The organism is Acidobacteriota bacterium (assembly GCA_040754075.1).
In the GTDB taxonomy this organism is placed as follows: domain Bacteria; phylum Acidobacteriota; class Blastocatellia; order UBA7656; family UBA7656; genus JBFMDH01.
In genome coordinates this window covers 103,213-125,436 of the sequence record JBFMDH010000004.1, presented here as the reverse complement: position 1 = coordinate 125,436, position 22,224 = coordinate 103,213, and the positions used below count along the sequence as shown (strand labels likewise).

Here is a 22,224-nt window from a genome sequence, read left to right as displayed (position 1 = left end):
CTCCTTTTCAATCTTCGTCTTCGGGCAATCTGCCGAAGTATCTGAGCCAGGCGTTCACATCATCAATTTCATCATCTTCGCCGTCTTGCTTTTTTGGCGCATTCAAAAAAGCCGCTTCCATCTGTTTGCGAAATTCGCCTGAACGCATCACCGACGCGCCGCGCGCCCGAACTCTGAATATGAGTTGATTATCCGAAGTCACTACCGTGAGTCCGCGTTTATCTTTTGCCGACTCAACCAGTTTTTGAATGCGGGTGTCGGCGTCCGAACCGCGCTCGGCAAATAATACTTTGACGCCACGAAAACCCGCGCCGTCGGGCAATTCCCTATCGGGACTGCCATCAAACACCACTGTGATACGGGCTTTTTTGATGCGGGCATACTCGGCAAGTTGTTGTAAAAGATTTCGGCGCGCTGCGGGCTTGTCGCGATGCCAGCCAACTGTCTGCCCCATCACATTATTGCCATCCACGATTATCGCCATGATTTATCGCTCACCGATTGCCATCCGATTTTACGCCTTTTTGAACGGCATTGAAAACCGTGCCAACAAATCAAAAAGGCGTTCAAGTCTAAACTCGAACGCCTTGGCGATACAGCTTGCTGATGAGCCTTAACGATTAATTATCATTGGGCGAACCTTTGCGGGTGCTGTCGGTGATGCGACCGCGACCGGCTCCGCTCATGGGACCACCGTTCATGCCACCGCTTGAACTGCCACCCGGTCGGTTTGCGCCGCTGCCGGTATTGCCGGAAGTGGTGCCGCTGCCTCCGGTATTGCCGCCGCCGTTCCAGCCGCCGTTATTGCCATTGTTATTACCATTGTAAGCCCAGGGGTTGTAATAGGGATTATAGAACGAATAGCTTCCGCCATAAGGCGAATTGAAACCGTTCCAACCGGGCAGGAAGGTATAGCTGCGAAAGAACGGGTCATAAACCCACAGTCCATTAAAATGCGCGCTTCTCAAGGATGAGCGCATGCGGTCTTTTGAAAGTTTGCGGTTTGCGGCAATGATAGTCCTGGCGCGGTCTTTGCTCCAGGTATCGAAAGTGTCTTCGACCTTTTTATCGAATTTTTGAATTGTCGGTGGCGCATTATCGATGGAAACGATTTTCCCGGATTTAACCTCCGCGCCGGCGACTTTGATTTTGCCTTTGCGAACCAGCATTTCGGATTTGCCGTTCGGGTCAACATTGAAACGATAGATACCGCTTTGGGCAATCGTAAACACATATTGCGGAGTCTTCATTCTGAGCGAGACATCGATGAGTCCGGCTTCCAGAATCGCCGAACCTTTCAGCAAGTTCACCTGCAAACGGAAATTGCTGAGGTCTGGAAATACCACCTCGCTGTTTTCGCCAATTCGCAGATAGGTTCCGGGATTGAGCAGAATTTCTGCGCGACCGGTCGCCCCGGTTTTTATCATATCGTTGGGTTTGAGGTCATCGCCTTCAATCAAGGTTTGCCAATCACTGGCGTCACGTTTAAAGGTCACATCGCCGCTGATGATGCTGACGATTCCGGCTTTTGCCGAAACCGTGTATAACCCTTCATCCGGAATGCTTTTCTTTTTATCGTCTGCCAAAACAACCAGCGCGGCGCTGAAAATAATCAGTAATGACAGCGTCAGTCTGCCTATTCTCATGTGAGAATTCCTCCCTCAAAGGATTGATGAAAGCGAAAGCGTTTATCGCACGGAAATCGAAAAGAGGTTTTGCCGTCGCTTCATAGAAATTATCTGCTTCGTCCGTGCTTTGATTATACGCTTTGCTGTTGGTGATTCAACTCAAAAGGCAAATAAAAACTAAAAAGAGTCAAACGAACGCCATCTTGAATAAAGTTAAGCGACGCTATATCCGCGCCGCTTATCTAAGGCAATCTTCGCCGAAGCCCCCTGAAATTTCGAGGACGGACTTTTCCAAATCGGCGCAGACTCGACCGCCTGCTCTACATCCTTAACTTCATGCCCTTGCCCTTTCAGGGCTTTTCAAACAGCCGCTGAACTTTAGCGGCGCAGATTACCAAACACGGCGCGATAAAATTGCCAGTTGGATTCGCCCAGCGCCTCGAAAACCGCCGGGGCAGTGTGCGGCACGCCCGCCAGCACGGTAAAGGTGTGCGGGATTTTCAGCCGCGTCAAACGTTCGTCAAATATGCGGTTGTTAGCCAGCGTGGCGTCACGGTCGCCGATTATCTGGCGGATGAGCAGCTTTTTTCGCGCCGCATCAACCTGCTGTTCAGCCAACACCCAGGGGCTTTGCGCTTTGAAATATTCCTGGTCATTTCCGTAAACCGTTTCAAAGAGCCTGCGGGCTTCGCCGGGATTGGCGCGCGGCGTGTCATTGACGTTGAACTCCTGTTGCAAAGGACCGCCGCCGAGGATGGAAATCGCGCTGAACAGATTGGGGTATTTGAAACCCAGACGCGCCGCGCCATAGCCGCCCATGCTGAACCCTTCAATCAATCGCCCCTCGCGTGAAGCAATCGTGCGAAAGTCAGCGTCTATGCGCGGCAACAATTCTTTCACGACCACAGTCTCCATTGGCACACGTCCGTCTTTCGAGTTGCACCACATACTATCCGCGAGTCCGTTGGCGAAGACGACCAACATAGGCGGTATTTTGCCTTCACGAATGGCAGTGTCGAAATGCATTACCAGTCGCGCTACGCCGTTCAGTCCGCCGCCCGAACCGTGCAGCCAGTAGAGCACCGGAAAGCGTTGTTTCGTTTCCTTGTCGTAAATTTCCGGCGTGTAAATGTGATAGCTGACCTTTGCTTTCACCGCCGCGCTGTCAAAGACGCGATGTTGAAGATGCGGCGCGCTGACCGCAGGGGTGACCCACTGTGGCGCAGATTTGCCTGGTGAAGCAGTCTGTTGAGCGATTGCCGAATAACCGCACAGAAGAATGATGACGATGGTCATGCGCCTGTTTAAATGCATGGTTGCCTCCTGTTTTGCGATGTCCGGATATGAGCGATGTTGCTGCCCCATCTCTTATTGATGGCGCGCCTTCAGAGCGAAGGGCAAAAGCGCATAAACGCTTGCTATAAATCACGCCAGCCTCTAGCATATTCGCTTTGCAAACAAACCGGAAGAGCCGACCGTCATGTCAGAAAAAGAACAAACCATTGAGACCTTAATCGAAGCCGTCCGCAAAATCAGCCTTTCACTCGACCTTGAAGAGGTCTTGGAAACCATTTTTGATTCGTTGCAGGAATTGCTCGGTTATTCCGCTGCGGTCATCTGTGTCGTGGATGCGCGCACCGGCATCGTGCAAGACCTCAAAGCCCGTGGCTATCCGAAAGACGCCATTGGCGAAGATTTTCTGGAATCGGGCAAAGGCATCATCGGCTGGGTGCTGGAAAACGGACGCGAACAAATCATCAATGATGTCATCAATGATGCGCGCTATGTCAAAGCCCGCCCGGAGACGCGGTCGGAAATCGCCGCCCCGATTATTCGTTCCGACAATAAAGTCATCGGCGTTATCAATCTCGAAGCCGACCATGTCAACGGTTATGATGAAAACGATTTAAAAATGCTCACCATGTTTGCGTCGCTTGCGGCTTCAGCGATTGATTACACCCTGCTCTATCGCAAAGTGATGACCCAACGTCGCGCCGAAAGCGAGTTGGAACTGGCGCGCAAAGTGGTTGAGACCTTGTTGCCGCGCCAATATCCCAAAGCCGAAGGGTTCGAGTTTTACGGCATGACCATTCCCGTGCGCGAAGTCGGCGGCGATTATTTCGATTTCATTGATTCGGTCACCGACCGCATCGCTTTTCTGGTTGCCGATGTTTCCGGCAAAGGCTTGGCGGCAGCTTTGATTATGGTGACCTTTCGCGCCTACATTCACGCAACCTTGGTTAATGAACTGGCGATGCGCGCGGTGATGGCGCGGGTCGGGCGCTTGATTCATCAGACAACCTACGGCGAGCGGTTCATCACCACATTTTACGGACTCATTGACCCGGAACATCGGCGTCTGCTTTATATTAATGCCGGGCATAATCCGCCGCTGCTGTTGAGAGCCGACGGCAGCAGTCAATTGCTTGAAACCAGTGGCTTGCCGCTTGGCATCTTTGAAGATTCGCGATATTCGGAATCGGTGGTGAATTTCAAATCGGGCGATATTTTGATTGTCTATACGGATGGCGTTACCGAAGCCTGTAGCGAATGCGAAGAACCATTCGGGGTTAATCGTCTGGAAAAACTGGTGCGCGAAAATGAATCCTTGAGCGCGCAAGCGATTGCCGAAACGATTGCCGATGCGGTTCACTCATACGCTTCGGGCATCGGCGGACCCGAAGACGATTTAACCATCGCGGTGATCAAAGTGAAATAAAAATGCGGAACCCGACTTTCTCATCGGATTCCGCCACAAGAGAGTGAATCATCAAATCTCAATCGGATAACTCACCCGTCACAAGAAAATTCACATCAGCAAATTCATCGTCGTTGAAAGGCGGCTAAGACCTCTCAAAATTTACACATTGTTGAGGTGAAGGGCTGAGACCCTCACCTCAACGATTCTCATATTTTTAGAACGCTAGCCGCACGCCGAATTGGAAAGCGCGTGGCCCGCCTGAACCGAACGTCTGTCCGACACGTTGATTCGGTTTTCCGAATGACGCCGGGCTGAGCAGGTTGAAATTGAAGTTCGTCAGGTTGCTCACGTTAAACAGATTGAAAACTTCGCCAATCAATCTCAAACCAACCCGTTCACCGAACTTGATATTTTTCGTCACTCGCAAATCCTGCGAACTGAATAAATCGCCAAGCGCAAAATTGTTCGGCAAAGTGATGAAGGGATACTTCTGATTGGGCACGACACCGGCTTTTCCGGCAGGAGTCAATTGCCCGGAATATTTGAGATTATATTCGCTCACCAATGCATGCAGTTCATTCTTGCTGATAAACCCGCTGTACTCTTTGCCAAGCAGGTACGTAAGTGAACTGTAACCGCTGCTGGTCACATCGGTTCCCGCATCATTGAAACCCGGTATGGTCAACGCCACCGGCGGATGGCTTGAAAAAGCCGAGAGCAACGACACCTGAATGTCCCAGGGCACACTGACAATCCCTGAAATATTCAAATTATGCCTGGGCAAATCCGCCCCATAGGTCGCAAAGAAATTGTTGAGGTTCTGTGTGACATCCAAAACGCTCTTGCTGTTTTGGAAGGCATATGACGCGGTGAATTGATAGCGACTCGAGAACCGCTTATCGACTTTCAATAACAACGCGGTGTATTTCGAGGTTGCGCCGGGCCACCAGAAATTGATCGGGCCTGCGGAACATTGCGCCGTCGGGTCATTCGCCTGTGCGGTTGAAGCGCAACGCGGAATGATGGGTCCACCGATTGAATTGAATTTATTGTAATCAACGCTGGCTCCGAAAAATCCGCCCGGCGTTCCGTGAATCATGTGCCGATGCACGATGTCTGCCTGCACCACCAGATTATCGAACATTTCATGTTGAATGCCTAAATTGAAATGTTGCGCCTGTGTGGTCGGAAAATCTTGCGGGTATAGCGCGCCGAGCGCATTCGCCTGTTTCGATAGCAGAATCTGCGGTTGGTCGCCGGTTCCGGGGTACTTGGCATCCTGTTGGGCGCGCAACGCCGGAAGTTGTGCGAGGAAAGTTCCGTAGTTGTAGGTCAAGGTATTCAGGTACGAAGAAGTGAAATTGCCGGTGCCGGTGATGCGGGCAACCGCATTGTTGCCGATGAACTGGCGACCTGAGCCGCCAATCACGGCGCGCTCGCCAAGCCGCCACCAACCGAGTTGCGTATCATAAAAAACGCCGACGCCACCGCGAATCACGGTTCTATCGTTTTTACCGAGTGACCAGGCAAAGCCCAGAGCCGGAGAGAAATTCTTGTACTGCTTTTCGGTCGGGTTCAAATCCGGCCCGTAAATCGGCGCGATGTATGCCGGTTTCGGCAAATCGTGATTCAAGACATTGGTTTCATGTTCCCAGCCGACGCCATAGTTGAATGTAAATTTCGGCGTCACTTTCCAGGTGTCCTGCGCATAGAAATGGAAACGGTCATTGACCTTGGCATTCTCCAATTTGTAAGACGGTTGGGCGCGGTCGCCGATGCCTAAGAGGAAAGCGACCACCGGAAGTTTTTTGAGGTCATTGAAATTGTGAATTTTGCCGTCCGGTAATCCGAATAAGGTCGGAAGAATCGGATTGATGGCAGCTAAGAATTCCGGCGACAGCAGGTAAACGCGCGCCGGGTCGAAAAATCCCCAGTATCCGGTGCCGGTGAAATGCTCCCATTCGCCGCCAAACTTGATGCGATGCGCGCCTTTTTGCCAGCTCACATTATCCGAAAGCGGGAAACGGCGAAGGTCGCGTCCTTGCGGCGAGTTGAAGTTATTGCCGAGCGCAAAATTTACTGAGTTGAGATAAAAAACTTCAGGCCCACCCGCGCCTAAACAATTGCGGTTGATGTCGCCATCACACGGCGCGGGGATGTTGCGGTTCTGCCAGTAGAAATAGGAGAAGCGAAAATCGTTGACCACATTCGGACCTAAAAGACTGGTCACACCGAGCAAACTCTGGTCAACGAAATTTTTGTTCGAGACGAAATTTGACGGCGGCACAGGGATACCGAAGGGTCCGGCGTTGGTGTTGCCATCATGCGAATAGCGCAGAAAAGCCGAATGGCTGGGATTGATGGTGTAATCGAGGCGCACGCTGGTCTGTTTGCCGCGATAGGGCGCGGTGGCGATGGTTCCGAATTCGGCAACCGAAGGCAAGTCAGGTTGCACAATATAAACCCCCGATTGATTGGTGTTTTCAAAGTTGAAAAAGAATTGCAGCTTATCTTTTTTGATCGGCCCGCCAATCCAGAATCCGCCTTGCCGACGCGCGAAAAACGGTTCGGCAGTAAATGAGTTGCGCGCCAGGCTGGGATAAGCCGCCATGTTGTGATCGCGGAAATAGAAATAGCCTGCGCCGTGATAATCGTTGCCGCCCTGTCGGGTCACGACATTGATGGCGCCGAAAGCGGTGATGCCGGTCGAGAGATCAAAATTGGTGCTCGAAAGCTGAAATTCCTGCACCACTTCCTGAGAAAAATTCTGCCCGGTGCCGCCTTCAATGGGATTGCGAATGTTGCCGCCATCAACGGTAATCGAGGTGTGCGAGGCGGGACCGCCAAGCACCGAAACGTTGAATTGCGCGTTGAATTGCGCGGGGTTGCCTGCGGCTACGGTGACGCCCGGTTCGAGTTGCGCGAGGTTTAAAAAGCTGCGCCCATTGAGCGGCAGATTTTCAATCTTGGTGCGGGTAATGACGCCTTGAATGGTGTTCGATTCGAGATTGATATTGGCAGCCGCCCCTTGAATATCGATGCGTTCGGATTTGCCACCGACCTGCAAAGGAACATTGAGCGTGGTGGTTGCGCCGACTGATATTTCGGCAGTGGTATTGACTGTCGAAAAGCCTGCGGCTTCGATGGTCACATCATAGGTGCCTGCGGGCAATGAAGCGGCAGAATAGATGCCATCATTTCCGGTGTTGACGATGCGGGTCTGTTTGGTGGTTCGATTGGTAAGGGTAACGGTCGCATTGACCACCACAGCTCCTGCCTGATCGGTGACGGTGCCCGCCAGGGTTCCGGTTGATGCCTGCGCAAACAACGGAGCGGGTAACGTCAAAATGAGCAAGAATGTTAGAACTTTTTTTAACATATAGCCTCCCAAGGGATAACTCTCCCTGACGTCAGCGGTGCAGGTTGTTCGCACGGCAGCAACCTGTCACCTGTAGAAAAATCGTGTTCGATTGTTTTTTTGACTGATAACTATCAAGCTTACTTTCCCCACCAAGAAACGCCGCTCAGGGGAATCCCTTTTGAGTTGGCGGCGTTTTTGTTCAGGGGGGAAAACTCTATTCCTCTGAAAAAATCCTGTCAAGGTAAAATTACCGACCGGTAGGTAGGTTTTTTAAAAAGCGGGGTTGCTTGCGGTTTTGCGTTCATCGAAAACCGGGAAAGAATGCCAAAGATGGCGAATAAAGTAATCGACCTCAACCCCCAGGAGGCGAAAGTTGCAGATTGAATAGGGTCACTCAATTTAATGCGCTTACTCAAACCTGATATACCGCCGTGCAGTTATAAATGCTTGGCGACACAGCCGCCAAAAGTTTGATAGCCAATCACTGTAGTCCACTAAATCAAGTCTTCATAATTTCATCTTTAACACCCTGACGGGTTGCAGTTTTTCCAGGCTGGCAAATTTTCCGTGGTCATCAATCAAATCCCATTGGCTGTTGGCGATGAAATAGAACGCATCTTTGACCACCACGCCAAGCGTCGGCTCGGCGAACTGCGGATTGTTGGCTTCGACAAGGTCAACTTTGGTAATCGCGTTTAACTTATCATTTAATTTCAGGCGAATCAGGCGATGCGGATTCACACCGTTTTGCACGGCAAGCAAATCGCCTTGATAAAAATATAAGCCGTCAATACCGAGCAGCGTTGCATTCACCGGCGGCGCAAGTTTGATGGCGCGTTTCGCTGTCACCTCAATCTCAAAGATGCCCTTCGCATAATCGGCAACGAAAAGATGTTTTTCGTCGCTTGAAAACGCCAACCCCTGCGGTGAAACGAACGGCTCGCCTTCGATCACCGGTTCGATTTCACGCTGATGCGGGCGAATCCGGTAAAGCGCCGGTGCGAGGCTGTCGGTTGCAAACACTTCGCCGCGCGAGTTGATTGCCACATCGCCGAGCCAGTGTTTTTTCGCGCGGTCGCGAATTTCAAAGCGTTTCAATAATTTTCCGGTTCGCAAATCGAATTGCAAAACGCCCGACCGCCCTTCATCTTCGCGATTGAGATTGACCATCTGCCCGACCGCCGCTGTCGCTGCCCATAAAATTTTTCGTTTCGCGTCAACCTTCATGCCTGCGACTGCCCATAGCCCTTGTGATTCTTCGGCAAAAACTCGCGCTTCGCCTTGGCGGTTGATAGCGAAAATTTTTCGTTGATGAATGCTGCTCAGATAAAAAGTTTGGCTTGTCGGGTCATAAGCAAGCCCTTCGGGAATCAACCCCTTTTCCTCAACGCCAAATGCCCATTCACTTTTCACGAGCGGCGCGCGATTACCGGCAAAGCGTTTGATGATGGCTTGGAAGGCTTCGCTATTTTTGAGCGCATCAAAATCGGCGTTTTTTTCTGCCGGATAAATGAGTCCCATGTCGGCGACGGTCGCGAGGGTTTGCAAAGCCGCTTGCGGTCTATTCAACAAAGCATAAGCGATGGCGAGGTTATAAAGCAGAGTCGGATGGTCAGGAGTAAATTGCAACGCCTTTTCCAGATTTTCGGCAAACGCCGCATAGTTTTTCGCTTTGTATGCCGCCATTGCCTGTTGGCGATAGAAGCGCGCGTCTTTAGTGGGACCATCCGATTGGACAACTGAAAATGGAAGGGTGATAAAAAAAGCGAGTAGACAAAGCAACCCTCTCCAAAAATTTTTGCTCATCGGTTTTTCACTTTCTATTTTTGCTTTAAAGGTTGCCAGCCATTCATACGGTTTGCAAAACAGCGATTGCTTGGCAAGTTGAAATCAAAACCAACGATGGATTAGCGGCGATAGGGCTATCGTTTGTGCCGGCTGCGCTCAGGCGACCAAACCTTCGCCCCGACGAAACGTTTATTCATTATTGTTGATTGGGAGTGGCCAGCCACCCCCAACCGGTTATTGATGATGGCATCCGCCAATCGCCCTAATGTCGCACCGGCGCTTGAATATTATAGCGTTTGATTTTTTCGTTGAGCGTCGTCGCCCGCAAGCCCAGAAGTTCGGCAGCGCGCGCCTGATTACCGCTGGTATGCCAGAGCGCCCGCTGAATCAAATACTTTTCATAGTCGCGCATTTCATCCTGAATATTGATGCCGGAATTCACATCAATAATTTTAACGTTGCCCAAGGCTTCGACTTCGGCAACCACACTCATCGCCATTTTCCTCAGATTCTCGATTTTTTCTCTCAGTATTTGAAGCTCTTGTGGCTCATTCAATTCTGTTTCTGACGCTTGATTTACTTCCTTCAAGTTCATTATCAGTCATCATCCTCTTCTTGATTAGGTTTTCGGCTGGAGGTGTTATTAGCTGGGACACCATTAAAGGTACGCTCTGCATTATGCCATAAAGGGAGAGGAATGCACTCCTCCCTTTGATGATTTACTGGCTGGAAAAATAATTTTTGCTCTCGGTTTCAAAGCCATTGGTTTCAGCCTGAGATTACACACAAGATTATCAACAGGGAGGACCTTGTTTCTATTCTTATTTCGCTCACACCCAAACTATCCGCTCAGGCTGAAACCGATGGCTTTCAAACATCTAACGCATCGGCAATTTTTTTCATCATTACTAAAATGTAGCCAGCGATAGATCACGCTTTCCTGAAAGCCTGATGAAACCGCCGTTGCGTTTATCGCTTTAGCAACATAGAGGAAGGCGCGCTTTAATGTCCTTAATCCGGCACTCAGGAAAGTTTAATTTTTCTTTGTTTGGCAACCCATTGGTTAAAACCGTCATTTTCTTGAAAAACTTGTAAAAAGTTGTAAAAGTGTAAATCTCTCATGTCGCTTGGCGAGGGATTCTTTTTTCAACCATCGAATTCTGATAAACTGGCGCGACAGCCCGATATGCTCACAAAACCGGTGCCTTCACACCGTTAAATTTTTCAGAGGCTTAAACAAATAGCTCTGATGAAGGTCTGTTTTTTTCATTTGGTTGGTCAGGTCTCCCGATGGCGCAAGAACATCCGCTCTATTATGAATTTGCAAATTATCGACTGGATGTCGTCAAGCGACTGCTCCTCAGCGAGCAATCGCCGGTGGATTTGCCGCCCAAAGCTTTCGACATTTTATTGCTGCTCATCGAACATCACGGCACCGTACTTGAAAAAGAGACCATCATTAAAAAGGTCTGGCCTGACACTTTCGTCGAAGAAGGCAATTTAACCTATTACATTTCACTGGTCAGAAAATCGCTCGGCGAAACTCCCGGCGAACATAAATTCATCGTCACGATTCCGAAACGCGGTTATAGTTTTGTTGCCGAGGTGAGAAAAATTTTTGCTACGCCATCGGCGCTGAGGTTCAGTCAAAACGGGGTTGCGACCATCGCCGCAAATGAAAAATCAACGGAGCCAGGGCTGGCAAAATCCGGCGCAACGCCGGTTACTAACCTCGCGCCAACCGTGAACGACGAAACCCCGGTTCAAAGTGAAACCCTCAAAGCTGAAAGCCATCCGCAACCTAAATTCAATCTGAAAAAGGCAGCCATGATTGCCGCCTTGATTTTACTCATCATGGTTGCGGGCTTTTGGTTAATTAAAAAACTGGCTGCGCCACGCGAAGAGTTCAAATCGATTGCCATATTGCCTTTCAAATTGCTCAACTCCAATTCCGATTGTGATGGTTGTCTTGAACTCGGAATGGCTGACGCCTTGATTGCCAAACTGAGTAAACTCGAAAATCTTTCGGTGCGCCCCACAAGCGCCATCTTAACTTACAATGAACGCCAGGTTGACCCGCTCGCGGCGGGACGCGAACTGGGCGTTGATGTGGTGATGGAAGGCACCGTGCAACGAGTCAATCAACGGGTTCGGGTTCGCGTGCAACTCATCAACATTAAAGATGGCAGGCATCTCTGGGCTGAGCAATTCGATGAAGAAATCGGCAATATTTTCCGCGTGCAGGATTCGATTTCCGAACAGGTCGCCCAGGCGTTGACCCTCAGAATCAACAACGACGACAAACAAAAACTGCGGCGCAATCACACAGATAATCTCGAAGCCTATAACACTTATATTCGCGGCGTTTTTTTCTGGACGCGGCGCGAACAGGGCGGCATTGAAAAAGGCATCGAACAATTTCAAAGAGCCATCGCGCTCGATGCCAACTACGCAAAAGCCTATGCCATGCTTGCGGACGCTTACGGACTGTTAGCGATTCGCTCATCAGATATGGAAAAACGGCGCGACTATTTTGAGAAAGCCGAAGCCGCTGCCAATCGAGCATTAGCGATTGATGATACGCTCGCCGAAGCGCACACCGCCAAGGCGCTGGTGTTGACTTCGTATAAACGCGACATTGAAAATGCCGAGAAGGCTTACAAGAAGGCTCTGCAATTAGACCCCAACTACTCGACGGCGCACGTGCGTTACGGCTGGTTTCTGTTAAATCGCGAGCAACTCAATCTGGCGTTGAATGAAATGCAGAAAGCCGCAGAGTTAGACCCTGTCGCGGTCATCAACAGTTCAGCTTATGCCAACCTGCTCTATTTAACCGGGCAGTACGATCAGGCAATTGAACAATGCCAGAAAATTCTGGAAGTTGATCCGAATTTCTATAACGCTTATTTAACCCTGGGGCAATCCTATGAGCAGAAAGGTCAGTATCAACAGGCGCTCGATTATCTGCAAAAATATGATGCGCGGCAGAAAGACAATCTCTATTCACTGGAATCGCTCGGTCATCTGTACGGGGTGCTCGGCAAAGCCGACGAAGCAGAAAGACGAATCGCGCAACTTGAAAAACTTGCCGCTGAAGACGGCAGCGCGCTGCTCAGCATCGTCATTATCAAATGCGGGTTGGGTAAACGAGTCGAAGCGGCAGAGTGGTTAAAAAAAGTGCTTGAGAAAAAATCGGTGGCGCGATTCGATATACGCTTTGACCCACGAATTAAACCTTTACTCGAAGACCCGAATTTTCAGGACATTCAAAATCTGGTAGCCAATTATTGATCAACATAAAAAGAGTCTTGTGCAACCCGGTAAAGCCCTCGCCTGCACAAGACTCGAAAATAGATTCGGTTTCACAAAACCGGCAATTTATCGATACATGGTTTGCCTTTTTTCAGCCGCAGAAGGCGAAGACAATTTTGCGAATTTTTCATTAACTGCGTGGTTTTGTCATTCGCTTTATCGCCGCGGGTTTTCCAGTCTGCGATTAAAAGTGGTGTGAAACGACGTTGGTTTTTTTCTTCACTTCAACCAGGGTGCCGAGGTTGGTGAGTCTGAGCAGCCCATAGACCTCATCTTGTCCCCAATCTTCATCCAAAACGCCTTCTCCAAGCAGCACGTCAAAGGTTCGACTTTCGGTTGCAGCGGGCGAGGGGTCTGGGAAGAAGAACACCGTTGCATAAGTGAAGAGGAAATCATCGGCTCCGGTAAGCCCGGAGTCCTCGCCCCAGAGTTGACATTTCAATTTAAAAAATCGCGCCTGCGGGCAAGCTTTCATCTGACATTGCTCCAAAGCTGTAAAATTGACATTGCAGGTGACGACCGCGCGCACCGTTTTTTTATTGTGGTCATGGGTCAATGTAAGTTTCGCGTTGGTAATTGTAGCCATAATCGTTTACTCCTTCCTCACCGGTTGGTGAGTTGTTATTGATAAAGTTAATCTGAGCGATTTCCGGGAAATCACTCGAATGGTTATTCTGTGATGAAAAGCGAAAGGGTGCAGGAGAACGGTGTGTGCAAATACAACCGGACAAACCACTCCTTGAAAGACGCCTAACACCGGAATCCTGATTGCGATAGCCGCCTGGCTTTACAGTGAATAAAAAACCAACGCGACGCCGCCCCGGCTCCGTAGTTACACCTCAAAGAGAGTTCCCCGTCCGAACTTGCGCACAAACTCCTACTGACTGGCGAGCCGTTCAACCGGATTGAACCTCTGGCTCCAGGGTTATTGGTTTATTTTTGAAGATGGCATCGCGCGCCGCTTTATCGGGTCTGATGCGTAAAGCGGTTTAATCTGCAATTTTGAAGATGCCCATCTTCACCTGTTTTTTGTCGGCGCGTTGCATTGAAGGTGGTGAATCATCGGAAGTGGAAGAGCTGTTGCCCGTCGGTATTGGAGGATTTGACGGAAAGGAGGTCGTATGCAAACTTCCATACTGCTATTTCATTTTCGAGTTACTGCTATGCGCCAATTGCCCACGAAATTTGAAGACGGAAGATAGAAAAAAAATTCTGCAAATTTGCTAAATAATTTTTTTTCAGCTTTAAACTTGACCGCACTAACCTCAGGGGTGATAAACAGGAGGGCGCTATGCACACGAAAAACGCTCATTGTTCGTATTGCGGCGCAGCCTTTGACTCAGGGCAAAACTTTCCGCGCCGTTGCAGCAATTGTCAAAACATCACCTATATCAATCCGCTGCCGGTTGCCGTTTTATTATTGCCGGTTGATGACGGACTGTTGATGATTCGCCGCAACATCGAACCGCAAAAAGGCAAGCTCGCTTTGCCGAGCGGGTACATCAATGCCGGTGAAGACTGGCAACCGGCAGCGGCGCGGGAACTCTTTGAAGAGACCGGTGTAGAGATTTCTGCAAATGCGATTGAGCTTTTCAATGTGTTGAGCGCCCCCGACAATACGTTGTTGATTTTCGGACTGGCAAACCCACAGGCGCTTTCCGAGTTTGCTGATTTCACGCTTTCCGAAGAAACCGTCGAATGTGTAGTGGTAAAAAATTTTCAATCCGAAGAAATGGCTTTCCCGCTGCACGCGAAGGTCGTTGAAAAATTTTTCGCCCTCAAACGATAATTTGCGCTCAGACTGCGTAAATCCACATCGGGTCACTGTCTTATGGCTAACGTTTGACAAGTTCGGAATTGGTCAAAGCTTCTCAGGCTCGTTGCTTTGAGGCAATAAGGTTTATCGTCGATTGCTGTATCTGATAGCAATCATCGAATTTGATTATTGATTTTGCCTCCGCATAGATAATTTCTTATCAGTAGGAAATCCCCGGGGTTTTCCGCAGGTAGTTATCATCGTTCAATTGTTTCAACATAAAATCGGCAACATCAGCGCGGGAAATTTTGAGTTTGGTTTTAGCGGTCGCCGCAAATCCGTGTTGATAGGTTCCGGTTCGCGCCCCGTCGGTTAAATTTGCCGGGCGCACGATTGTCCAATTGAGGCGGCTCTGCATGATTAAATTTTCCTGCCGTTCGGAATCGGCAAAAGCCTCCTTTAAAATCAACGGCACAATCAAATATTTAAAATAAAAAGGCAGGATTTCACGACTGTCGCCGATTCCCAGAGTCGTCATACAGATAAATCTTTGCACGCCGGTTTCTTCCATCGCCCGAATAATATTTCGTGTGCCGATGGAACGCACATTGTCTTTTACTTTCGCAGGCGCGCCAAGCGCCGATAACACCGCATCGCAATTTTTCACCGCCCGTTTGACCGCTTCAAAATCTGTCACATCGCCTTGAAGAATAGATAGATTTTTGTGTTCAAGACCGAGTTTTGCAGGGTTGCGAACAAACGCCGTCACCGTCTGATTTTGTTCCAATGCCTGCTTGACCAATTGGCGACCGGTGCCGCCGGTTGCTCCAACAATCAACAAATTTTTCGTATTCATAATCTTTTAAGCCTCCCTCACGTTTGGGAACTTACGACACCTGAAACGAAAAAAATAGAACAAAACCGACAGCCGTTCAGCTTTACAATTCGGACATATTTTCGATGATTTCGTTAGACGATTTTTGAAATTGATAAGGCGAGAATCCGCTAAATTCACGAAAGGCGCGGATAAAATGCGATTGGTCGGCGTAATCATTGTCGTAGGCAATGTCGGAAAGATTGCGATAGCGGTTTTTTCTTATTTGCTCTAAAGACACTTGAAAACGCCGGATTCTCGAAAACAGTTTGGGCGAAATGCCAACCTCTTGCCTGAACTTGCGCTCAAGACTTCTTTCCGACAACCCCAGGTCTTTGCGCAAATCACCAAGAGCAATCTTTCCCGCTGATTCAACGATTTGCGATATGGCATATTGAATGACGGCGCTTTGAGAAGCCGCATTTTTTTGTAGTTGCTGAAACAGATACCGCGAAATCATTTCGATTTGATGAGGTGTAGAAGTGGCTCCCGAAAGTTTTTCCGCAAGGCAAACGCCCTGCTTTTCGGCAAGAGGATTCAAGTCGGCGCAGGAATCGGTAAGCTCATCGGCATCCAGACCGAAGATTGCTTTTAAGGCATTCGGATAAAAATAAGCCCCGATAAGGCTCAAATGCCCCGTCAGATTCAGTTCATTATGGGTTGTTGCCTGCCCGTATAAAAAAATATCGGGTAATCGTTTTTCATTATTTTGATAAATGATGCACTTTTCGGATTGATTGAAGATCAGTCCCGGACAGCCGTCAGCAAAAATTCTGAATGTTTTAGCGGATTGCCGAGCGTTATTATCCAACGTCCAAAAATACCGGACATAATTTTTGAGATGAATCGGCGGGGCGATTTTCTTTAAATCCATGTGCATCATTCAAAAATAAACGAAGGGTAAATTTGCGGCAAATCAAAACAGCCCCCCAGATTAAGCTAATGAAAATGGTCAGCTATGCTTGTTTTTTCGATTCGAGGCGAACCTTTGACATAGCTGTCGCTCAAATTTCAAAGCGCAGCGCAGGTCGGCGGAAGCGATTTTGCAAGTCAACGGTTCATCCGCGAAAACCAAGTTATCAAAGACCCCGGCTGGTAGATTCAGTAATTCATCAGACAAATATCCGGTAATTTTTATCGGTGCTTTTTATTTCCCTGCTTCACCAACGATGAATGTACGGCGCGAATTCCGGTTGTTGAATCGTTGAGTCGAAAAACTTGCCGATTGTTTTAACCCACTCGTCGCCCGCATCGCTGTCCGCCAATATGTAAAAGCCTGACCAGATGTCCCAGCCGAGCATTAACGTCACCTCTTCTTTGGTGCATTCGCTGATGATTTGGTCAAGACCGATGATTGGTTTGGTCGCTTCGGAAAAGCCAAAATGGTCGCGCAGGATTTCGGCGGCATATAAAAGAAAGTCGGGCGTGGCTCGATAGATTTCGTAAGAGAGATGCCCGTTGGCGGCTGTGTGATACGCGCCGGTGAGTTTGTCTGGGTCAGGTGTCGTCATTCATCGGCGAATTAACTCATATCGAGGTTGCGCGCCACCCGCCTTAACAGCAAAGGCTTTTCGTAAAGCATCACCAAGCCCCGCCCTACGGATTGCAAAGGGCTTTCGGCGATGGTGACGTGCAGTTTGGTGGCTTGCGAGACCCGCGCATCCATTCCCGCAAGCAGCGCCACGCCGCCGGTTAATACCAATCCGGTGTCGTGAATATCGCCTGCGACTTCGGGCGGGATGCTTTCTAAAACATTGCGCACCGCTTCGACAATCTGTTTGACATGGGTATCGATGGCTTTATGAACTTCGGTGGCGGTGACTTCGATAACTTCGGGTCCGCCTTCGCTGAGGCTTTGCCCTTTGACCATGCTTTTATGTTCTTCAATCGGAGTCGTCGCCGAACCGAGAACCATTTTCAACCGTTCGGCGGTACGTTCACCGATGAGCACCCGGCGATTTTGTTTGATGTATTCAATGATGGCGTGATCCATATCGAGTCCGCCGAGTCTGAGGGTTTCCGATTCGACAATTCCGGCATTGGCAATCACCGCAATCGAGGTTTTGCCGCCGCCGATGTCAACAATCATGCAGGCGCGCATGACATCGACTTCCAGGCGCGCGCCGATAGCCGCCGCCATGCCTTCATCAACCAGATAAACACGGCTCACGCCGATGCCTTTGACTACTTCGTTGATGGCAAATTTTTCGACAGAGGTAATACCCGAAGGCACATTCATAATCATGCGCCGCGAAAGTCTCGGTCTTCCGCCACGCGCTTTACGCAAAAACTTGCCAAGCATCTTCTGTGCAAGTTCGGAATCGGCAATCACGCCTTCGCGCATCGGGTAAGCGACTTCCACATCTTCCGGTGAACGACCTAACATTTCCAGAGCTTCGTTGCCAACGGCAATCACTTCGCCGGTCATTTTATCCATTGCGACCAGTGAAGGTTCGTTGACCACCTGCCCGCGCCCGCGCCCGTAAATAAAGGTATGAACGGTGCCCAGGTCAACGGCCATGTCTTCGGAAAACATATCGGTCAGAGAAAATCTCATATGTAACTTTAATTGCTTTCTTTGTGTTTCAAACTACCGTGCGCTGTAAAAGCCTTTCGTAGAGGACTCAAAAGTTAGCCACAATAGCATCATAATAATCGCTGATAATAACAAGGCGACTCGAAAACTGAAAGGTATTTGTGAGGAAACTTTCAAAACATTTTCGGTGGTGCCTTTCTCAAATCGGTTCAACTAAAAATCTCAGGATTTTTTCGCGAACAGGGCAACACCACGCCTCGCCAATTTCATCACACGCTCGCAACGGGAATCCGAACATCCGTAGATTCTCCCGAACAAATCGCCTGAAAATAAGGAGTAAACCCATGAAAAAGCTTTCGCTTAGCGCCCTTGCAATTCTGGCTCTGTTATTGATTTCCCTCTCTCCCTTAACTGAATCAACGGCAATTGCGGCAACCAAAAAAAGCAGTTGTTCGTGCAGCAAACCGACGATTAAGAAAAAAGCGCGTCGCGCCACGAAAAAAGCTACCCCGGCAAAAACCGTCGCGGTTCAAGGCGATGCGTATGCTGACCCCACCGCAACTGCGGGTGTCTTGGGTCCCGCTTATGCAACCTATACGCTGCCTGAAAATCAATACATCCGTTTGCGTTTAAACAGCACCGTCGGTTCGGCAATCTCGCGCGCCGGTGACCGGTTCACAGCCACGGTCATCACGCCGGTTTATGCCAGCGGCATCGAAGTCATACCGGCAGGGGCAACCATCGAGGGTCGCGTCGCTTCAGCCGTCGCAGCGCGCACACGCGGACGCGAAGGGCAACTCTCGCTGGCATTCGATACCCTGTTGTTACCCGACGGAACCCGTAAACAATTGACAGGCGATTTAACCGAGGTACAAGACCAGAAAGCCGGCGATGTCGATAGCGAAAGCGGCGTCAAGGGACGTTCATCGGATGACCGCAATGTCAAATATGTCGGCGGCGGCGGCATCGGCGGGGCAATTTTAGGCGGGGTGATTGGCGGCGGTAAAGGCGCTGCCATTGGCGGCGCGATTGGCGCAGGCGCAGGCGTTGCGGGCGTCCTGATGACCAAAGGCAATGAAGTGACATTAAGAGGCGGCACGGAAATCGGGCTGGTGACCGCCCAACCCATCGAATTCACCGTTCGTGCAGATAAAACCCGTTGAGTTCGTAGCGTCGATTTGAGTCTGAATTTTTCTCCTGAAAATTGCATCCAATCGGGTCGCGAGGATTAACTTGCGACCCGATTTTTATTTAAATCGGTTGGTTCAACCTACACCTGTTTTTATCGACGATCAGGATTTTTCAATCGCCTTTTCTATCCTGGTGATTTCGGCTTCCACCTGAGCGAGCGTTTGTTTGAGCTGGCTGAGGTATCGGCGCTTGTGCCCGTTTTCGATTTCTCGTTTTAATCCGGCGCGTTCAAGTTCAAGCCCGGGTTTTCGCTTTCGTCGCTCAATTTCGGTTGGCGTTAATGCAGGCTTGGATTTTGCGTGATGGTTGACATCATCTTCTTCACCCGCCTGCCGTCGCCGTCATATTCATAGCGCCAGGTTTGCGAGTTGTAGCTGTACTCCTTCTGATGATTCTCGGCGTCGTACACATACGCCTTATGAGTCGGCGCGCTCGGCTCCTGGGTGACATTGCCCGCCGCGTCGTACAGATAATTGGCAGTGGTGAGGCGATTGGTTGATGAGCTAATCGTCGGGTTGGCTTCAAGCAAAGTCGTGTTGGCGACATCGAAATTGCGGTTGCCGAATCTATCAAAGGTGAACGTCTGCTTCCACTGCTGCGCCTGCGTTGAGGTGGTCTTCTCTTCGGCTGATTGCAAGCGATTGACGCCATCATAGGCATAACTCTGCGTCACATCCAAACCCGTCAGTTGAATCCGCTGACTCAAGACATTGCCGTTGTTGTCGGTCGTGCCGTATCCGTAATCGAGTTGCAGCAAGCTCGAATCAGCCGCCGTCGTCCCTAACCCGATCTGCGTCGGCTGCAAGCGCGAATTGAAACTGGTGTGTTCCCACTTGCCGTTACCCAACTGCATCGCCGACACCGCCCCGTGCGCCGTGTAGCTCAACTGCGAAGCATAAGTCTTCGCCGATATTTATTATGATAAGGTCGCGTTGAAAATTGATTTATCTGGCATTGCAAAATATCAGCGAACGGTGGACGATGCCGGTGAAGGATTGGCGAGCGGCGTTAAATCGCTTTGCGGTCAAGGTTGCGGATGTTGCCAGAATTTTAACCCGACTCTCATAACAGGTGGTACAGATTTCGGGGGCAGGTCACATTGATGTCTAATATATTGGACTTACATTTTTTTTAACATCAATTATCCCACAAATCACATGAAATCTATTACTCTTATCTCTCAAATCCAATTGTTCTTCTCCATTTTCAGTAACTTTGTGTGAAACTTCAAAGTTGCAATTTGACCATTTTAAATAACCCATAAGATACTCACAATCACCACAGATTATGTGAAGATTGCCAAATTTACCTTTAGAAGTAACCCTAATCGTTAAACTTTTATGCGACACAGAATATGACCAAATGGAAACTTCTCCTCCTTTCCACTTGGAAATTACCTTGATTATTTTGTTGAAAACATCCTGCTTCATTGAAATGCACCTTTATTCTATTTTACTTGGATGATGGTGGTGACGACAACCAAGTTGGACGAAATATAGGGCTAACAGGTCTTCCTTCAAAGAAAAAATTGGTTTTACTAAATAAGCTCGGGTTTTGGTAGATAGTTGAGAGTTCTGCATTTGTAAAATTTCCTCGAAAAAAACCTGCTCTTCCTGCTCTAACTGCGGCTTCCATACCTCGACCATCTAAGACACCTCTCAGTTCAAAGTTAATTTCATCAGCTCTCCTAGAAGCCTGATTAAATCTACTCCCAAAATTTCTCGTCCTCCTCGAAAGCCCAACATCTCCCCATTGTTTATAGTGAAATGACCCCGTTTGCCTAGCAATATCCTTGTACCACGGATCTGCACCTAATGCTATGCCTCTTCTTGGAGAAAGATTTCCATAATTCCCACCTTCCGATATTTCTGCTCCAACATTACCGAATGAACCAAAAACCATCGCCAATTCAATACTCAACAATTCTCTGTCTAGAGCCTCTCGAGCTGCTCGCCGAGCTTCCACTGCGCCCTGTCCTAAAATGGCATCATCCCTTGATGTAAAATGGCCTTGCCAATTTTGGCTATCTTTTTCCAGTCGAATATACTCTCCGGTATTTGCTTGATAGGCATAGATACCTGAGTCATCAAATTGTACAGCGGTAGCACCAGCCTTTTCTAATTCAGCCTGAGTCTCATACCAGTAGTAATTGGTGATCGTTGTATCCCCAGATTGGGTTTGTATTGAACCCCATATCAGACCACTTGAGTCAATGTACTTCATTGGGTTATTAATGGTGTATGGATACCTATTCCAACTTTGAGGTTCTGCAACTTTTCCACTAGAAGGCAAAGGGTCAACGCTCATAAACCTGCCCGTCGGTGATGAGCAATACCGCGCCTGGGCAAAATCCAGCTTGCTCTCCTCATCCCTCTCGTGTCCGGTGAACTTCTGCCTCAAGGTCGAACTCGCCGCGTACATCATCGCCGTCGTTCGACCGCCTATCCCGGCGCTGATTTCCGTACCAAACGGCAGGTAATCCAACCTTGAAGTCACCGCCCCCGTCGCGTCCGTCACCACCCGAGTCGAACCCAGATGGTCTTGGGTCAGGAAATTCGTCTGGTAGGCTGACGGCGCACTCGTCCCCGAATCGTACTCGGCAACCAACCGCCCGCCCGCATCATAGACGAATATCAGATACGAAGCGTTGGGCTTAATCTTCTTCACCCGTCTGCCGTCGCCGTCATATTCATAGCGCCAGGTCTGTGAGTTGTAGCTGTACTCCTTCTGATGATTCTCGGCGTCATAGACATACACCTTGTGGGTCGGCGCGCTCGGCTCCTGGGTGACATTGCCCGCGTTGTCGTACAAATAACCGGCGGCATTGATACGATTGGTTGATGAGCTAATTGTTGGGTTGGCTTCGAGCAAAGTCGTGTTGAGGGTGTCGAAATTGCGATTGCCGAAGCGGTCGTAGGTGAAGGCTTGCTTCCACTGCTGCTGACCTGGCTGATTCTGCCCGCCCCACCGTAATCGGTATGCACGCTTCTGCCCGAGGGATAGCCTCCATCACTCAGCATCCCGGCTTTGTTGTAAGCGGCGCTCATCGCGTAAGTCGTCGCCTGTGTCACCTGATT

Annotated in this window: 17 protein-coding genes; 4 read left to right on the top strand and 13 right to left on the bottom strand. The window is 49.5% G+C overall.

Features of this window, described 5'->3' with window-relative positions; all coding sequences use genetic code 11:
* Positions 1 to 7: 7 nt before the first annotated feature.
* The 3 genes from AB1757_06175 to AB1757_06165 all read right to left on the bottom strand — a co-directional run bounded on the left by AB1757_06175 (position 8) and on the right by AB1757_06165 (position 2,942).
* Positions 8 to 484 (bottom strand): NYN domain-containing protein, encoded by a 477-nt coding sequence (locus AB1757_06175; protein MEW6126609.1) that lies wholly within the window; start codon positions 482 to 484, stop codon positions 8 to 10.
* Between the two features lie 136 nt (positions 485 to 620).
* Positions 621 to 1,646 (bottom strand): FecR domain-containing protein, encoded by a 1,026-nt coding sequence (locus AB1757_06170; GenBank protein MEW6126608.1) that lies wholly within the window; start codon positions 1,644 to 1,646, stop codon positions 621 to 623.
* A gap of 360 nt (positions 1,647 to 2,006) precedes the next feature.
* Positions 2,007 to 2,942 carry an alpha/beta hydrolase-fold protein gene (locus AB1757_06165; protein ID MEW6126607.1) on the bottom strand — a complete coding sequence of 312 codons (936 nt, stop codon included), beginning with the start codon at positions 2,940 to 2,942 and terminating at the stop codon, positions 2,007 to 2,009.
* Positions 2,943 to 3,108: 166 nt separating this feature from the next.
* Here AB1757_06165 and AB1757_06160 point away from each other — a divergent pair, with 166 nt between their 5' ends.
* Positions 3,109 to 4,347 (top strand): GAF domain-containing SpoIIE family protein phosphatase, encoded by a 1,239-nt coding sequence (locus AB1757_06160; protein MEW6126606.1) that lies wholly within the window; start codon positions 3,109 to 3,111, stop codon positions 4,345 to 4,347.
* Positions 4,348 to 4,543: 196 nt separating this feature from the next.
* On the opposite strand, the gene AB1757_06155 is transcribed toward AB1757_06160, so the two are convergent.
* From AB1757_06155 to AB1757_06145, 3 genes are all read right to left on the bottom strand, one after another.
* Positions 4,544 to 7,708, bottom strand: a complete 3,165-nt coding sequence (locus tag AB1757_06155) for a carboxypeptidase regulatory-like domain-containing protein (GenBank protein MEW6126605.1) — start codon at positions 7,706 to 7,708, stop codon at positions 4,544 to 4,546.
* A 489-nt stretch (positions 7,709 to 8,197) separates the two neighbouring features.
* A complete protein-coding gene (locus tag AB1757_06150; protein MEW6126604.1) occupies positions 8,198 to 9,496 on the bottom strand; it encodes a hypothetical protein in 1,299 nt (432 codons plus the stop codon).
* 244 nt (positions 9,497 to 9,740) lie between these two features.
* Complete coding sequence (locus AB1757_06145) at positions 9,741 to 9,977, bottom strand: helix-turn-helix domain-containing protein (protein MEW6126603.1); 237 nt, start codon at positions 9,975 to 9,977, stop codon at positions 9,741 to 9,743.
* A gap of 791 nt (positions 9,978 to 10,768) precedes the next feature.
* On the opposite strand from AB1757_06145, the gene AB1757_06140 reads away from it, so the two are divergent.
* Positions 10,769 to 12,769, top strand: coding sequence for a tetratricopeptide repeat protein (locus AB1757_06140; protein ID MEW6126602.1), 2,001 nt, complete (start codon positions 10,769 to 10,771; stop codon positions 12,767 to 12,769).
* Positions 12,770 to 12,974: 205 nt separating this feature from the next.
* Here the strand turns inward: AB1757_06140 and AB1757_06135 are convergent, their stop codons facing one another.
* Entirely contained in the window at positions 12,975 to 13,376 is a 402-nt protein-coding gene (locus tag AB1757_06135; protein MEW6126601.1) for a hypothetical protein, read from the bottom strand.
* A gap of 705 nt (positions 13,377 to 14,081) precedes the next feature.
* Here AB1757_06135 and AB1757_06130 point away from each other — a divergent pair.
* Entirely contained in the window at positions 14,082 to 14,579 is a 498-nt protein-coding gene (locus AB1757_06130; protein MEW6126600.1) for an NUDIX domain-containing protein, read from the top strand.
* 187 nt (positions 14,580 to 14,766) lie between these two features.
* Here the strand turns inward: AB1757_06130 and AB1757_06125 are convergent, their stop codons facing one another.
* The 4 genes from AB1757_06125 to AB1757_06110 all read right to left on the bottom strand — a co-directional run bounded on the left by AB1757_06125 (position 14,767) and on the right by AB1757_06110 (position 17,977).
* The gene (locus AB1757_06125; protein MEW6126599.1) at positions 14,767 to 15,402 is read right to left on the bottom strand and encodes an SDR family oxidoreductase; all 636 of its coding nucleotides are present in this window, start codon (positions 15,400 to 15,402) and stop codon (positions 14,767 to 14,769) included.
* An 82-nt stretch (positions 15,403 to 15,484) separates the two neighbouring features.
* Positions 15,485 to 16,294, bottom strand: a complete 810-nt coding sequence (locus tag AB1757_06120) for a helix-turn-helix domain-containing protein (GenBank protein ID MEW6126598.1) — start codon at positions 16,292 to 16,294, stop codon at positions 15,485 to 15,487.
* Positions 16,295 to 16,580: 286 nt separating this feature from the next.
* Positions 16,581 to 16,931, bottom strand: coding sequence for a hypothetical protein (locus tag AB1757_06115; protein ID MEW6126597.1), 351 nt, complete (start codon positions 16,929 to 16,931; stop codon positions 16,581 to 16,583).
* 11 nt (positions 16,932 to 16,942) lie between these two features.
* On the bottom strand, positions 16,943 to 17,977 hold the full coding sequence (locus AB1757_06110; GenBank protein MEW6126596.1) for a rod shape-determining protein: 1,035 nt from the start codon (positions 17,975 to 17,977) through the stop codon (positions 16,943 to 16,945).
* A gap of 323 nt (positions 17,978 to 18,300) precedes the next feature.
* Between AB1757_06110 and AB1757_06105 the strand changes: the two genes are divergently transcribed.
* Entirely contained in the window at positions 18,301 to 19,119 is an 819-nt protein-coding gene (locus AB1757_06105) for a hypothetical protein (GenBank protein MEW6126595.1), read from the top strand.
* A gap of 305 nt (positions 19,120 to 19,424) precedes the next feature.
* Here the strand turns inward: AB1757_06105 and AB1757_06100 are convergent, their stop codons facing one another.
* On the bottom strand, positions 19,425 to 20,033 hold the full coding sequence (locus AB1757_06100) for a hypothetical protein (GenBank protein MEW6126594.1): 609 nt from the start codon (positions 20,031 to 20,033) through the stop codon (positions 19,425 to 19,427).
* 566 nt (positions 20,034 to 20,599) lie between these two features.
* Positions 20,600 to 22,018, bottom strand: a complete 1,419-nt coding sequence (locus AB1757_06095) for an RHS repeat-associated core domain-containing protein (protein MEW6126593.1) — start codon at positions 22,016 to 22,018, stop codon at positions 20,600 to 20,602.
* Positions 22,019 to 22,224 lie beyond the last annotated feature (206 nt).

Excerpts from the sequence above, each read along its gene's own strand:
- AB1757_06175 (MEW6126609.1), bottom strand. The coding sequence starts at position 484 with ATGGCGATAATCGTGGATGGCAATAATGTGATGGGGCAGACAGTTGGC.
- AB1757_06170 (MEW6126608.1), bottom strand. The coding sequence starts at position 1,646 with ATGAGAATAGGCAGACTGACGCTGTCATTACTGATTATTTTCAGCGCC.
- AB1757_06165 (MEW6126607.1), bottom strand. The coding sequence starts at position 2,942 with ATGCATTTAAACAGGCGCATGACCATCGTCATCATTCTTCTGTGCGGT.
- AB1757_06160 (MEW6126606.1), top strand. The coding sequence starts at position 3,109 with ATGTCAGAAAAAGAACAAACCATTGAGACCTTAATCGAAGCCGTCCGC.
- AB1757_06155 (MEW6126605.1), bottom strand. The coding sequence starts at position 7,708 with ATGTTAAAAAAAGTTCTAACATTCTTGCTCATTTTGACGTTACCCGCT.
- AB1757_06150 (MEW6126604.1), bottom strand. The coding sequence starts at position 9,496 with ATGAGCAAAAATTTTTGGAGAGGGTTGCTTTGTCTACTCGCTTTTTTT.
- AB1757_06145 (MEW6126603.1), bottom strand. The coding sequence starts at position 9,977 with ATGGCGATGAGTGTGGTTGCCGAAGTCGAAGCCTTGGGCAACGTTAAA.
- AB1757_06140 (MEW6126602.1), top strand. The coding sequence starts at position 10,769 with ATGGCGCAAGAACATCCGCTCTATTATGAATTTGCAAATTATCGACTG.
- AB1757_06135 (MEW6126601.1), bottom strand. The coding sequence starts at position 13,376 with ATGGCTACAATTACCAACGCGAAACTTACATTGACCCATGACCACAAT.
- AB1757_06130 (MEW6126600.1), top strand. The coding sequence starts at position 14,082 with ATGCACACGAAAAACGCTCATTGTTCGTATTGCGGCGCAGCCTTTGAC.
- AB1757_06125 (MEW6126599.1), bottom strand. The coding sequence starts at position 15,402 with ATGAATACGAAAAATTTGTTGATTGTTGGAGCAACCGGCGGCACCGGT.
- AB1757_06120 (MEW6126598.1), bottom strand. The coding sequence starts at position 16,294 with ATGGATTTAAAGAAAATCGCCCCGCCGATTCATCTCAAAAATTATGTC.
- AB1757_06115 (MEW6126597.1), bottom strand. The coding sequence starts at position 16,931 with ATGACGACACCTGACCCAGACAAACTCACCGGCGCGTATCACACAGCC.
- AB1757_06110 (MEW6126596.1), bottom strand. The coding sequence starts at position 17,977 with ATGAGATTTTCTCTGACCGATATGTTTTCCGAAGACATGGCCGTTGAC.
- AB1757_06105 (MEW6126595.1), top strand. The coding sequence starts at position 18,301 with ATGAAAAAGCTTTCGCTTAGCGCCCTTGCAATTCTGGCTCTGTTATTG.